This window comes from Pandoraea sp. SD6-2 (genome assembly GCF_000389825.1).
Taxonomy (GTDB): Bacteria; Pseudomonadota; Gammaproteobacteria; order Burkholderiales; family Burkholderiaceae; genus Pandoraea; species Pandoraea communis.
In genome coordinates this window covers 191,710-204,662 of the sequence record NZ_KB944454.1, presented here as the reverse complement: position 1 = coordinate 204,662, position 12,953 = coordinate 191,710, and the positions used below count along the sequence as shown (strand labels likewise).

Below are 12,953 nucleotides of genomic sequence, written 5' to 3'. Positions count from 1 at the left end.
CCGCTCTGCCAAGACCGTCGCCCTGGGGCTTGGCTGGGGCCGCGTTATGCTGATCTGGTTTGTCATTCTGTATTGGGTCATTTCGGTGGCCATCGGGCTGTTGGCCGCCCTCAAGGTCCGCAATACCAAGGATTTCACCGTCGCCGGCCGCCGTCTGCCCTACGGCATGGTCGTTGCCGTCGTGTTCGCCACGTGGTTCGGCTCGGAAGCGGTGCTCGGCATCCCCGCCACCTTCCTCGGAGAAGGCCTGCGCGGCGTGGTCTCCGATCCGTTCGGGTCGTCGATGTGTCTGGTTCTCGTGGGCATGTTCTTTGCCCGCAAGCTGTATCGCATGAACCTGATGACGATCGGCGACTTCTACAAGCTCAAGTACAACCGCACGGTCGAACTCGTGACCAGCATCGCCATCGTGATCTCGTACCTCGGCTGGGTCGGTGCGCAGATCAAGGCGTTGGGCCTCGTGTTCCATACCGTGTCGGGCGGTGCGATGTCGGAGCCGACGGGCATGATCATCGGCGCGATCTCGGTGCTGGCCTACACGCTGCTCGGCGGCATGATCTCGGTGGCGGTGACCGACTTCATCCAGATGATCATCATCGTCGTCGGCCTCGTGTACATCGCCGTGGTCGTCTCGGGTATGGTGCCGGGCGGGGCGAGCGCCGTGATCGCGCACGCCTCGGAGGCCGGCAAGTTCGTGTTTCTGCCTGAGATGAATCCTGCGGACGTATTGGCGTTCATTGCGGCCGGTGTGACCATGATGTTCGGATCGATTCCGCAGCAGGACGTGTTCCAGCGTGTCATGTCGTCCAAGTCGGAGAACATCGCGGTGTCCGGCTCGGTGACGGGCGGCGTGCTGTATTTCTTCTTCACCTTCATCCCGATCTTCCTCGCCTACTCGGCGCTGCTGATTGCCCCGTCGATGGTGCAGAAATACATTGGTACCGATCCGCAACAGATTTTGCCGCAGTTGGTGCTTACTAGTGTGCCGATCGTCGCCCAGGTGATGTTCTTCGGTGCACTGCTCTCGGCGATCAAGAGCTGCGCGTCGGCCACGCTGCTGGCGCCGTCGGTGACGTTTGCCGAGAACATCGTTCGCCCGATGCTCAAGGGCCGTATCGACGACAGGCACTTGCTGCGCCTCATGCGTATCGTCGTGCTGTGCTTCACGGCGCTCGTGCTGGTGTATGCGCTGAATTCGAAGGCATCGATCTTCCAGATGGTCGAAAGCGCGTACAAGGTCACGCTCGTGTGCTGCTTCGTGCCCCTGGCCTTCGGTCTGTACTGGAAGCGTTCGAGTTCGCTGGGCGGCACGCTGGCCGTCTTCTTCGGGCTGATCGTGTGGATCGCCTGCGAAGCGATGGTGCCCGACGCGCTGGTGCCGCCGCAACTGGCCGGTTTGCTGGCGTCGATCACCGGTATGGTGCTCGGTTCGCTCCTGCAACCCGCGTCGGCGCGCGATCAGCCGCCGGAGCAGCAGATTTCGACGATCTGACGGCGTGCGACGGCAGGTGGTGTGCCCGCTACGCCAAGTGCGGGCACGCTGCCATCTTGATCTTGCGCGGCTGTGGCCCCATATATCTCCGACAAATCCCGAAAGCCTTGTGAAGCGGTTATAATTCAAGGCTTTGCGCGCCTTTTTCCGTCGGAAGAATCATGCCTATCTACGCTTATCGTTGCGAAACATGCGGTTTCGCCAAGGATGTGCTGCAAAAAATGAGCGATGAACCGCTCTCCCAATGCCCGGAATGCGGCAAGGACACGTTTCGCAAGCAGGTGACTGCGGCCGGGTTCCAGCTCAAGGGGTCGGGATGGTATGTGACTGACTTCCGCGGTGGTTCGGGCGGCACGAGTGCCCCGGCTGCCGGGGCATCGTCGTCCGCAGCGGCACCGGCAGCATCGTCGGGCGAGAGCGCATCGTCGGCATCGTCGTCCGGCGGCGAGTCGTCCGGCACCCCGTCGGCAAGCTGTGGCGGCGGTTGCGCCTGCCACTGAACGAGACAAACGAGACAAGACACTGCACGCCGAGCCTGGCGGCCTGGCGTGCAATAGTACCGAAGCCGCCCCGGGCGCCTCTGGCGTCTGGCGCTGTGAAACCCTGCTGATACCCCGTAGCCGCCAATATTCGCGAGTCCTGCCATGAGCGTTAAGAAACCCGCGCTGAAGACGATTTTCCTCACCGGCCTGCTGGTGCTGGTGCCTCTCGCCATCACGCTGTGGGTACTGGGTCTGATCATCGGTACGATGGATCAGACCTTGCTGCTGCTGCCGGACGAATGGCAGCCGTCGCGCCTCATCGGCATGCGCGTGCCGGGCTTCGGCGTGGTGGTCACGCTGGCGTTCGTTTTCGTCGTCGGTCTTCTGGCGCATAATTTCATCGGCCAGAAGCTGGTCGGCTGGTGGGAGGCCGTTCTGACGCGCATTCCCATCGTTGGACCGTTGTACGGCAGCGTCAAGCAGGTATCCGACACATTGCTCTCGAGCAACGGCAACGCGTTTCGCAAGGCGTTGCTCGTGCGTTATCCGCATGCGGATTCCTGGACCATCGCCTTCCTGACCGGCGCGCCGGGCGGCGATGTGGTCAATCACTTGCAGGGCGACTACGTGAGCGTCTATGTCCCGACGACACCGAACCCGACGTCAGGCTTCTTCCTGATGATGCGGGCGAGCGACGTCGTTGAACTCGACATGTCGGTCGACGCGGCCCTCAAGTACATCGTATCGATGGGCGTGGTGGCGCCCGCCCACAACCCGCGCCAGCAACGTCCCGGCCCGCTCCTTTGAGCCACTGGGAATCGCCGGCGCCATTTTTTGAAAATCGGAACAGCAAAATGTCCATGCGTACCTCCTACTGCGGTCTGGTGACCGAGCAACAACTGGGCCAAACGGTCAAGCTTTGTGGCTGGGTCAATCGCCGCCGTGATCACGGCGGGGTCATCTTCATCGACCTGCGTGATCGCGAGGGTCTGGTGCAGGTCGTGTGCGATCCGGACCGCGCGGAGATGTTCAAGGCCGCTGAAGGCCTGCGCAATGAGTTCTGCGTGCAGATCACGGGCCTGGTGCGCAGCCGTCCGGCCGGCACCGAGAACGCCAACCTGACGAGCGGCAAGATTGAAGTGCTGTGCCACGCGCTGGAAGTGCTCAACCCGTCGGTGACGCCCCCGTTCCAGCTCGACGACGAAAACCTGTCGGAAACCACGCGCCTCACGCATCGTGTGCTGGACCTGCGTCGTCCGCAGATGCAATACAACCTGCGCCTGCGCTACAAGGTGGCGATGGAAGTGCGCAAGTATCTGGACGCGCAAGGCTTCATCGACATCGAAACCCCGATGCTCACGAAGAGCACGCCGGAAGGCGCGCGCGACTATCTGGTGCCGTCGCGTGTGAACGCCGGCATGTTCTTCGCGCTGCCGCAGTCGCCGCAGCTCTTCAAGCAGTTGCTGATGGTGGCCGGCTTCGACCGCTACTACCAGATTACCAAGTGCTTCCGCGACGAAGACCTGCGCGCCGACCGTCAGCCGGAATTCACGCAGATCGACTGCGAAACCTCGTTCCTCTCGGAGCAGGAAATCCGCGATCTGTTCGAGAACATGATCCGCCACGTGTTCAAGGAAGCGATCAACGTGGATCTGGACGCCAAGGTGCCGGTCATGGAGTACTCGGAAGCGATGCGTCGCTTCGGCTCCGACAAGCCCGATCTGCGCGTGAAGCTCGAGTTCACCGAGCTGACCGACGTGATGGCCGATGTGGACTTCAAGGTCTTCTCGGTGCCGGCCACGACCGAAGGCGGCCGTGTGGTCGCGCTGCGCGTGCCGGGCGGTGCGGAGATCTCGCGTAGCGAAATCGACGCTTACACCGAGTTCGTGAAGATCTACGGCGCGAAGGGTCTGGCGTGGATCAAGGTCAACGAAGTGGCCAAGGGCCGCGACGGTCTGCAAAGCCCGATCGTGAAGAACCTGCACGACGCCGCGCTCGCCTCGATTCTCGAGCGCACCGGCGCGCAAGACGGCGACATCATCTTCTTCGGTGCCGACAAGGAAAAGGTTGTCAACGACGGCATCGGCGCGCTGCGTCTGAAGATCGGTCACTCGGAATTCGGCAAGAGTCACGGCCTGTTCGAAGCCGGCTGGCGTCCGCTGTGGGTCGTCGACTTCCCGATGTTCGAGTACGACGAAGAAGATGCCCGCTGGGTCGCTTGCCATCACCCGTTCACGAGCCCGAAGGACGAGCACATCGACTATCTCGAGACCGATCCGGGCAAGTGCCTGGCGAAGGCCTACGACATGGTGCTGAACGGCTGGGAAATCGGTGGCGGTTCGGTCCGTATCTTCCAGGAAGACGTGCAGAGCAAAGTGTTCCGCGCGCTCAAGCTGGGTGAGGAAGAGGCCCGTGCGAAGTTCGGCTTCCTGCTCGACGCGCTCCAGTACGGCGCGCCCCCGCACGGCGGTATCGCCTTCGGCCTCGACCGCATCATCACGATGATGGCGGGCGCCGATTCGATCCGGGACGTGATCGCGTTCCCGAAGACGCAGCGTGCACAGGATCTGCTCACGCAGGCGCCGTCGCCGGTCGACGAGCGTCAACTGCGCGAACTGCACATCCGTCTGCGTCAGCCGGAAGCGCCGAAGGCCTGACGGCACCGGCAAACGCCGGTGTGCTGAACTCGAACCCCCTCGACCGAAAGGCGAGGGGGTTTTTGTCTTACGCCGTGCAGCGGCCTATTTCGGACTAATACGCGGCATTGCAGCAGCGAGACAGTGCCATTGCCCATTACAATGAGGCGCTCAAGCCGGTCTTCCGTCGTTCATGAGTCGATTTCACGCTACCGCCGCCTGCATGAAGCCCTTCAAGATTCCCGAATCCGTGCTTGTCGTGATTTATACGCCGGCGCTCGACGTCCTGCTCATCGAGCGTGCCGATGCCGAAAATTTCTGGCAGTCCGTCACCGGCAGCAAGGATCGGCTTGATGAGCCGCTGGTCGAGACGGCTGCGCGCGAGGTGTTCGAAGAGACCGGCATCCGCGTGGCAGACGGGACGGCAGTACCCACGACTGCCCTGACCGACTGGCAGCACGAGATTCAGTACAACATCTATCCGCGCTGGGCGCATCGCTACGCGCCGGGTGTCACGCGCAACACCGAGCACTGGTTCGGCTTGTGCGTGCCGGAGAACACGGCCGTGACGCTCGCGCCGCGCGAGCACGTCGCCTACGCCTGGTTGCCATGGGAAGAGGCTGCCGCACGCTGTTTTTCACCCTCGAACGGCGATGCCATCCGGCAGTTGCCGTTGCGCGTGCGCTAGCCGCAGCGTCGCGCACCGATGAGCAAGTATCTTCCGTTCTCTCACAACAATGATCTGACGCTGCTCTACCTCGGTCAGAACTACTTCACGGCGCTTGTCGCGGCGATCGACGGCGCCACTCGCGAAGTCGCCCTCGAGACTTACATCTTCGAGGCGGACGAGGCCGGGGCGAACGTCTCGGCTGCACTGCAACGGGCGGCACAACGTGGGGTCGAGGTGCGCGTTATCACCGATGGCCTCGGTACCAGCCAGCGCCTGGCATTATTCGCCGACTGGCGTGAGAGCGGGATGGCGCATCGCATCTACAATCCGCGTCTGTTCGGCAAGTTCGGTTTCTCGCGTACGCACCGCAAACTCGCCATCATCGATCACGAGGTGGCTTTCGTCGGTGGCATCAACATCATCGACGACTTCAACGGCGGGGGCGGCACACGCATGAGCGATCCGCGTTGGGACTTCGCCGTGCAATGCCGGGGACCCATCGTTGCCGAGATCGCCATTGCATTTCATATTCAGTGGCAGCGTCTCGCCCCAGGGTATCTGGGCACGCCGTTTCGTCACCGGCGCCGCGGGCAACGCGGACGACTGCATGCGCCGTATGCCGGTCAGGCCGCCTTCGTAGCGCGTGACAATCTGCACAATCGCCGCGCGGTCGAAAGGGCCTATCTGATGGCACTGGGGCACGCTCGTCATGAAGTCTGGCTTGCGAATCCCTACTTCGTGCCCGGCCGGCGGCTGCGGCGCGCACTGACACAGGCGGCCAGGCGAGGTGTGGCGGTGCATCTGCTGATTGGTCGCAAGGAGTTCCGTCTGCTCGACACGGCGGTGCCATGGCTTTACGCCAAGTTGCTCGACGCCGGCGTTCGCATCGGCGAGTACGACATGCGCCAACTGCATGGCAAGGTGGCCGTGGTCGACGATGTCTGGGCAACGGTCGGCTCGTCGAATCTGGACGCCTTGTCCCTGTTCGTGAATCACGAAGCCAATGTGGTCGTGCTCGACGACCCGGTGGTCATCGAGCTGCGCGACCATATCCGCCAGGCCTTCGCCGAGGCGCGTCTCATCGACCCCCACCGCTATGGCGGCCGCTCCCGCTGGCGGCGCTTGCGCCAATGGGCGGCCTACCGCCTCTACCGTCTCGTGATGAAGGTTCTCACGCGCGGCAGGTACGACTGACCCACGACTGACGACCAACCCGCAGCCGGCGGCTTTCCGCCTGCCTGCCATGCCTGCCGGCCCTTGTGCAGTCAAGGCCGAAGCCCCTCCCGGCAACGAAACCGATTAGGTATTCCGATCTAATAAATTCCTTGTTCGCCCATGAGCGTCCCCCAATAATAGGACGGCCGTTCGATTTTTTGGTTAGCATCGGGGAACGGATAACGATAGCGATGCCATACACATGCGAAAGGGTGAACAGACACGTGCCGCAATCCTGAATGCCGCGCTGGAGCTGGCGGGGCGGGACGGACTCGAGGGACTGACGATCGGCTTGCTGGCCGATCGTATGCAAATGAGCAAGAGCGGCGTCTTCGCGCACTTCGGTTCACGCGAAGACTTGCAGATCGAAGTGCTGATGGAATACCACAGGCGCTTCGAGGAAGAGGTGTTCGCTCCCAGCATGGAAGCGCCGCGCGGCCTGCCGCGACTCAGAGTGCTCATGGATCGCTGGATAGACAAGCGCATTCGGGAAGTGACGACGGGCTGCATTTATATCAGCGGTGCCGTCGAGTATGACGATCGCGCGGCCAGCCCGGTGCGAGAAGCCTTGGTGAAGAGCGTTCGGTTGTGGCGATCTGCCCTGCTGCGCGCTATCACGCAAGCGAAGGAGGAGGGACATCTGCGTGCGGACACCGATCCGCGCCTGATGCTTTTTGAAATGTACAGCCTGACACTCGGCCTGCATCACGACGCGCGTTTCCTTCGGGAGCCCGGCGCCGTCGACATGACCCGGGTGGCACTGGAAAAACTGATTTCGTCATATCAGCGCGGGTGAGGCGCGAGCCGTCCGCGATTCAATTCGATTTGTTCGGAGGAGTAGGTCATGGGACAGTACAACGCGCCCCTGCGCGACATGCAATTCGTCATGCACGAACTGCTGGGCGTGGAAAACGAATTGAAGGCATTGCCGAAGCACGCGGACATCGATGCCGACACCATCAATCAGGTGCTGGAAGAAGCCGGCAAGTTCTGTAGCGAAGTGGTCTTCCCGCTGAATCAAGTGGGCGATCGCGAGGGCTGCAAGTACGCGGGCGACGGTGTCGTCACCACGCCCACCGGTTTCAAGCAGGCCTATCGCCAATACATCGATGCCGGCTGGCCGGCACTGGCGTGCGATCCCGAGTTTGGCGGGCAAGGCCTGCCGCAGGTCATCAACAATGCCCTGTATGAAATGCTCAACTCGGCCAACCAGGCGTGGACGATGTATCCCGGCCTGTCGCATGGCGCCTACGAGTGCCTGCACGCCCATGGCACTCCCGAACAGCAAGCCACCTATCTGCCCAAGATCGTCTCCGGTGAGTGGACCGGCACGATGTGCCTGACCGAGCCGCACTGCGGCACCGATCTGGGCATGCTGCGCACGAAGGCCGAGCCCAACGGCGACGGCTCGTATGCCATTTCCGGCACGAAGATCTTCATCTCTGCCGGCGAGCATGACATGGCCGCCAACATCATTCACCTTGTGCTGGCACGTCTGCCGGATGCGCCGCCGGGAACGAAGGGCATTTCGCTGTTCGTCGTGCCGAAGTTCATCCCCGACGCGAATGGCGCACCGGGCGAGCGCAACGGTATCAAGTGCGGCTCCATCGAGCACAAGATGGGCATTCACGGCAACGCCACCTGCGTGATGAACCTCGATGGCGCCCGTGGCTGGCTCGTCGGCGAGCCGAACAAGGGCCTGAACGCCATGTTCGTGATGATGAACGCTGCGCGTCAGGGCGTTGGCATGCAGGGTCTGGGGCTGACGGAAGTCGCTTATCAGAACTCGCTGGCGTATGCGAAGGAACGCATCCAGATGCGCTCGCTCACCGGCCCGAAGGCACCGGACAAGCCGGCCGATCCGATCATCGTGCATCCGGACGTGCGCCGCATGCTCCTCACGCAGAAGGCCTATGTGGAAGGTGGCCGCGCGTTCTCGTACTGGACCGCGCTGCACATCGACAAGGAACTGTCGCATGGCGACGAAGCCGAGCGTCGCGAGGCCGCCGATCTGGTCGCGCTGCTCACGCCCATCATCAAGGCGTTCCTGACCGACAACGCGTTCGAGTGCACGAACCATGCGTTGCAGATCTACGGCGGCCACGGCTATATCGCCGAGTGGGGCATGGAACAGTACGTGCGCGACGCGCGTATCAACATGATCTACGAAGGCACCAACTCGATTCAGGCGCTCGATTTGCTGGGCCGCAAGGTGCTCGGCGACATGGGCGCGAAGCTCAAGAAGTTCGGCAAGCTCGTGCAGGACTTCGTGGAAGCCGAAGGCGTGAAGGAAGAGATGCAGGAGTTCGTCAACCCGCTCGCGGACATCGGCGACAAGGTCCAGAAGCTGACGATGGAAATCGGCATGAAGGCGATGGCCAACCCGGACGAAGTCGGTGCGGCAGCCGTGCCGTATCAACGCGTGGTCGGTCATCTCGTGTTCGCCTACTTCTGGGCGCGCATGGCACGTATCGCGCTCGACAAGCAAGGCAGCGGCGACAAGTTCTACGAGTCGAAGCTCGCCACCGCGCGATTCTACTTCGCCAAGCTGCTGCCGGAGACCGCGTATCACATCCGCGTAGCTCGCGCTGGCGCGAAGACGCAAATGGAAGTCGACGTCGACCTGTTCTGAGAGCGGAGGAGATTACCGTGAGTCAAACCAATAAACCCCTGATCGTACGCAAGGTCGCCGTGCTCGGCGCCGGCGTGATGGGCGCGCAGATCGCCGCGCACCTCGTCAACGCGAAAGTGCCCGTTGTCCTGTTCGATCTGCCGGCCAAGGAAGGCCCGAAGAACGGCATTGTCACGCGCGCCATCGACGGTCTGAAGAAGCTGAGCCCCGCGCCGTTTGCCGACAAGGCCGACGCGCAATACATCGAAACGGCGAACTACGAGGACGACCTCGAGAAGCTCGCCGGCTGCGACGTCGTGATCGAAGCGATCGCCGAGCGCATGGACTGGAAGCACGACCTGTACAAGAAGGTCTCGCCGCATCTGGCCAAGCATGCGATCTTCGCGTCGAACACGTCGGGCCTGTCGATCACCGAACTCTCCGAGGGCTTCGACGCCGACCTGAAGTCGCGCTTCTGCGGCGTGCACTTTTTCAACCCGCCGCGCTATATGCATCTGGTCGAGTTGATTCCGACCGCGACCACCGAGCCGGTAATTCTCGATCAACTCGAAACGTTCCTTACGTCCACGCTCGGCAAGGGCGTGGTGCGCGCGAAGGACACGCCGAACTTCATCGCCAACCGCGTGGGGGTGTTCTCGATTCTGGCGGTGTTCGCCGAAGCGCAGAAGTATGGCATTCCGTTCGACGTCGTCGACGACCTGACCGGCAGCAAGCTCGGCCGCGCCAAGTCGGCCACGTTCCGCACGGCCGATGTGGTCGGTCTGGACACGATGGCGCACGTCATCAAGACGATGCAGGACGGCCTGAAGGACGACCCGTTCGCCCCGACGTACGCCACGCCGCCCGTGCTCAGGGCACTCGTGGAGAAGGGGGCACTGGGTCAGAAGACGGGCGCCGGTTTCTACAAGAAGGAAGGCAAGGTCATCAAGGTGCTCGACCCGCAATCGGGCGAGTACGTCGAGTCGGGCAAGAAGGCCGACGAGATGGTCGTGCGTATTCTGAAGAAGGCCCCGGCCGAGCGTCTGCGTCTGCTGCGCGAGTCGACCAACCCGCAAGCCCAGTTCCTGTGGGCCGTGTTCCGCGACGTGTTCCACTACATCGGCGTGTATCTTGAGCAGATTGCCGACAACGCACGTGAAGTGGACTTCGCGATTCGTTGGGGCTTCGGCTGGAGCACCGGTCCGTTCGAGGACTGGCAGGCCGCGGGGTGGAAGGATATCGCGCAGTGGGTGCAGGAAGACATCGACGCAGGCCGCGCGCTGTCGGGTGCACCGCTGCCCAAGTGGGTGACGAGCGGCAAGGTCGCCGAGGCGGGCGGTGTGCACACCGCTGACGGCTCGTATGCGCCGGCCCAGGACGCCTTCGTGCCGCGCAGCACGCTGCCGGTGTATCGGCGTCAGGTGTTTCCGGCATCGCTCGTGGGCGACGCCAGCGCCGACCCGCGCAAGTTCGGCAAGACCATCGAAGAGAACGACGCCGTGCGCCTGTGGGTCGACGAGACCCCTGGTCAGGACGACGTGCTCATCGTCTCGTTCAAGTCGAAGATGAATACCATCGGGCCGGACGTCATCGACGGCCTGATCCGCGCCATCGATCTGGCCGAGCAGCAATATCGCGCCGTGGTCGTGTGGCAGCCGACGTCGCTGCAACTCGGCGCGCCGGGCGGTCCGTTCTCGGCCGGTGCCGATCTGGCGGCCGCCATGCCGGCCTTCATGATGGGCGGTGCGAAGGGGATCGAACCCTTCATCAAGAAATTCCAGGACGGCATGATGCGCGTGAAATATGCGCAGGTGCCGGTCGTCTCGGCGGTCTCCGGCATTGCGCTGGGCGGTGGATGCGAACTGCTGCTGCATAGCGCCAAGCGCGTGGCGGCACTCGAGAGCTACATCGGTCTCGTGGAAGTCGGCGTGGGCCTCGTGCCGGCCGGCGGCGGCCTGAAGGAAGCCGCGATTCGCGCGGCCGACGCCGCGAACGCCGCGAGCAGCGTGCAGTATCTCCAGTTCGTGACGAAATCGTTCACCAACGCGGCCATGGCGAAGGTCTCGGGCTCGGCGCTCGATGCCCGCGACATGGGCTACCTGAAGCCGACGGACACCATCGTCTACAACGTGCACGAACTGCTGTCGGTCGCCCGCAATGAGGCGCGCGCGCTGGCGGTGGCCGGGTATCGTCCGCCGCTCAAGCCGGCCGGCATTCCGGTGGCAGGCCGCTCGGGTGTCTCGACGATCAAGGCGCAACTCGTGAACATGCGTGACGGCAACTTCATTTCGGCACACGACTTCCTGATCGCCTCGCGCATTGCCGAAGCCGTGTGCGGCGGCGACGTGGAAGCCGGCAGCTTCGTGAACGAAGAATGGCTGTTGACGCTCGAGCGTCGCGCCTTCATCGAATTGCTGGGCACGTCGAAGACCCAGGAACGCATCATGGGCATGCTGCAATCCGGCAAGCCGGTGCGCAACTAAGCCGATCGGAGACTGACATGAGCAAACAACTGCAAGACGCCTACATCGTTGCCGCCACGCGTGCGCCGACCGGCAAGGCACCCAAGGGCAGCTACAAGAACACCCGTCCCGACGATCTGCTCGCGACCATCCTCAAGAGCACGCTCGCGCAGGTGCCGGATCTCGATCCGAAGGTGATCGAAGACGCGATCATCGGCTGCGCCATTCCCGAAGCCCAGCAAGGTCTGAACGTGGCGCGCATCGGCGCGCTGCTCTCGGGCCTGCCGAACACGGTGGGTGGCGTGACCGTCAACCGCTTCTGCGCCTCGGGCCTGACGGCGCTCGCCATGGCCGCCGACCGCATCCGTGTGGGCGAAGCCGACGCGATGTTCGCCGGCGGCGTGGAAAGCATGAGCATGGTGCCGATGATGGGCAACACGCCGTCGCTTTCGCCGTCGATCTTCGAGCGCGACGAGAACGTGGGCATTGCCTACGGCATGGGGCTGACGGCCGAGAAGGTAGCGCAGCAGTGGGGTGTGACGCGCGATGCGCAGGACGCCTTCGCGCTGGCCTCGCATCAGAAGGCGATCAAGGCGCAACAGGCCGGTGAGTTCACCAACGAGATCACACCGATCGAGATCGTCGAACGATTCCCGAACCTGGCAACGGGCGAATTGTCCATCAAGACGCGCACGCTCTCGCTCGATGAAGGTCCGCGCCCGGATACGTCGATCGAAGGGCTGGGCAAGCTGCGTCCGGTGTTCGCGAACAAGGGCTCTGTCACGGCCGGCAATAGCTCGCAGACGTCGGACGGTGCCGGTGCGCTGCTCGTCGTGAGCGAGAAGATTCTCAAGCAGTTCAACCTCACGCCGCTCGCCCGTTTTGTATCGTTCGCCGTGCGCGGTGTGCCGCCGGAGATCATGGGCATCGGTCCGAAGGAAGCCATCCCGGCCGCGCTGCGTGCCGCAGGGCTCACGCAAGACCAGATGGACTGGATCGAACTGAACGAGGCGTTCGCGGCGCAAGCTCTGGCCGTCATCAAGGATCTGGATCTCGATACCAGCAAGGTCAACCCGATGGGTGGCGCGATTGCGCTGGGTCACCCGCTGGGCGCGACCGGTGCGATTCGTGCGGCAACCGTGGTGCACGCGCTGCGCCGTCACAACCTGAAGTACGGCATGGTGACGATGTGCGTGGGTACCGGCATGGGCGCTGCGGGGATTCTGGAGCGTATGTAAATAGGTAAGCGCAGACGGCGCCGGCCGTCGGCCGGACGTCGACAGACGTCCGGTAGATTGGCCGGCGACGGTGCAGGGCGCCGGGGTGCGGGTTCGCGAATGCGGGGCCGCCCCCGGCGTTGTCATCTACAGCGGGCGATGATCCGG

Annotated in this window: 10 protein-coding genes; all 10 read left to right on the top strand. The window is 63.2% G+C overall.

The genetic code is table 11. From position 1 onward, the window contains the following. Positions 1-46: 46 nt before the first annotated feature. The 10 genes from C266_RS17350 to C266_RS17305 all read left to right on the top strand — a co-directional run bounded on the left by C266_RS17350 (position 47) and on the right by C266_RS17305 (position 12,806). Positions 47-1,492 (top strand): sodium:solute symporter family protein, encoded by a 1,446-nt coding sequence (locus C266_RS17350; protein ID WP_010805068.1) that lies wholly within the window; start codon positions 47-49, stop codon positions 1,490-1,492. Between the two features lie 161 nt (positions 1,493-1,653). Continuing rightward, entirely contained in the window at positions 1,654-1,992 is a 339-nt protein-coding gene (locus C266_RS17345) for an FmdB family zinc ribbon protein (protein WP_010805069.1), read from the top strand. Positions 1,993-2,136: 144 nt separating this feature from the next. After that, a complete protein-coding gene (locus tag C266_RS17340; protein ID WP_010805070.1) occupies positions 2,137-2,781 on the top strand; it encodes a DUF502 domain-containing protein in 645 nt (214 codons plus the stop codon). 47 nt (positions 2,782-2,828) lie between these two features. Then, positions 2,829-4,631 (top strand): aspartate--tRNA ligase, encoded by a 1,803-nt coding sequence (aspS, locus tag C266_RS17335; RefSeq protein ID WP_010805071.1) that lies wholly within the window; start codon positions 2,829-2,831, stop codon positions 4,629-4,631. A 172-nt stretch (positions 4,632-4,803) separates the two neighbouring features. After that, positions 4,804-5,298, top strand: coding sequence for a dihydroneopterin triphosphate diphosphatase (gene nudB, locus C266_RS17330; protein WP_371257117.1), 495 nt, complete (start codon positions 4,804-4,806; stop codon positions 5,296-5,298). A gap of 18 nt (positions 5,299-5,316) precedes the next feature. Continuing rightward, a complete protein-coding gene (gene clsB / locus C266_RS17325; RefSeq protein ID WP_010805073.1) occupies positions 5,317-6,474 on the top strand; it encodes a cardiolipin synthase ClsB in 1,158 nt (385 codons plus the stop codon). A 223-nt stretch (positions 6,475-6,697) separates the two neighbouring features. Then, complete coding sequence (locus C266_RS17320) at positions 6,698-7,291, top strand: TetR/AcrR family transcriptional regulator (protein WP_010805074.1); 594 nt, start codon at positions 6,698-6,700, stop codon at positions 7,289-7,291. A gap of 48 nt (positions 7,292-7,339) precedes the next feature. After that, on the top strand, positions 7,340-9,127 hold the full coding sequence (locus C266_RS17315) for an acyl-CoA dehydrogenase C-terminal domain-containing protein (RefSeq protein WP_010805075.1): 1,788 nt from the start codon (positions 7,340-7,342) through the stop codon (positions 9,125-9,127). A 17-nt stretch (positions 9,128-9,144) separates the two neighbouring features. After that, positions 9,145-11,589 carry a 3-hydroxyacyl-CoA dehydrogenase/enoyl-CoA hydratase family protein gene (locus C266_RS17310; protein WP_010805076.1) on the top strand — a complete coding sequence of 815 codons (2,445 nt, stop codon included), beginning with the start codon at positions 9,145-9,147 and terminating at the stop codon, positions 11,587-11,589. Positions 11,590-11,606: 17 nt separating this feature from the next. Next, positions 11,607-12,806 (top strand): acetyl-CoA C-acyltransferase, encoded by a 1,200-nt coding sequence (locus C266_RS17305; protein ID WP_010805077.1) that lies wholly within the window; start codon positions 11,607-11,609, stop codon positions 12,804-12,806. Positions 12,807-12,953: the final 147 nt, after the last annotated feature.

Excerpts from the sequence above, each read along its gene's own strand:
- C266_RS17350 (WP_010805068.1), top strand. The coding sequence starts at position 47 with ATGCTGATCTGGTTTGTCATTCTGTATTGGGTCATTTCGGTGGCCATC.
- C266_RS17345 (WP_010805069.1), top strand. The coding sequence starts at position 1,654 with ATGCCTATCTACGCTTATCGTTGCGAAACATGCGGTTTCGCCAAGGAT.
- C266_RS17340 (WP_010805070.1), top strand. The coding sequence starts at position 2,137 with ATGAGCGTTAAGAAACCCGCGCTGAAGACGATTTTCCTCACCGGCCTG.
- aspS (WP_010805071.1), top strand. The coding sequence starts at position 2,829 with ATGTCCATGCGTACCTCCTACTGCGGTCTGGTGACCGAGCAACAACTG.
- nudB (WP_371257117.1), top strand. The coding sequence starts at position 4,804 with ATGAGTCGATTTCACGCTACCGCCGCCTGCATGAAGCCCTTCAAGATT.
- clsB (WP_010805073.1), top strand. The coding sequence starts at position 5,317 with ATGAGCAAGTATCTTCCGTTCTCTCACAACAATGATCTGACGCTGCTC.
- C266_RS17320 (WP_010805074.1), top strand. The coding sequence starts at position 6,698 with ATGCGAAAGGGTGAACAGACACGTGCCGCAATCCTGAATGCCGCGCTG.
- C266_RS17315 (WP_010805075.1), top strand. The coding sequence starts at position 7,340 with ATGGGACAGTACAACGCGCCCCTGCGCGACATGCAATTCGTCATGCAC.
- C266_RS17305 (WP_010805077.1), top strand. The coding sequence starts at position 11,607 with ATGAGCAAACAACTGCAAGACGCCTACATCGTTGCCGCCACGCGTGCG.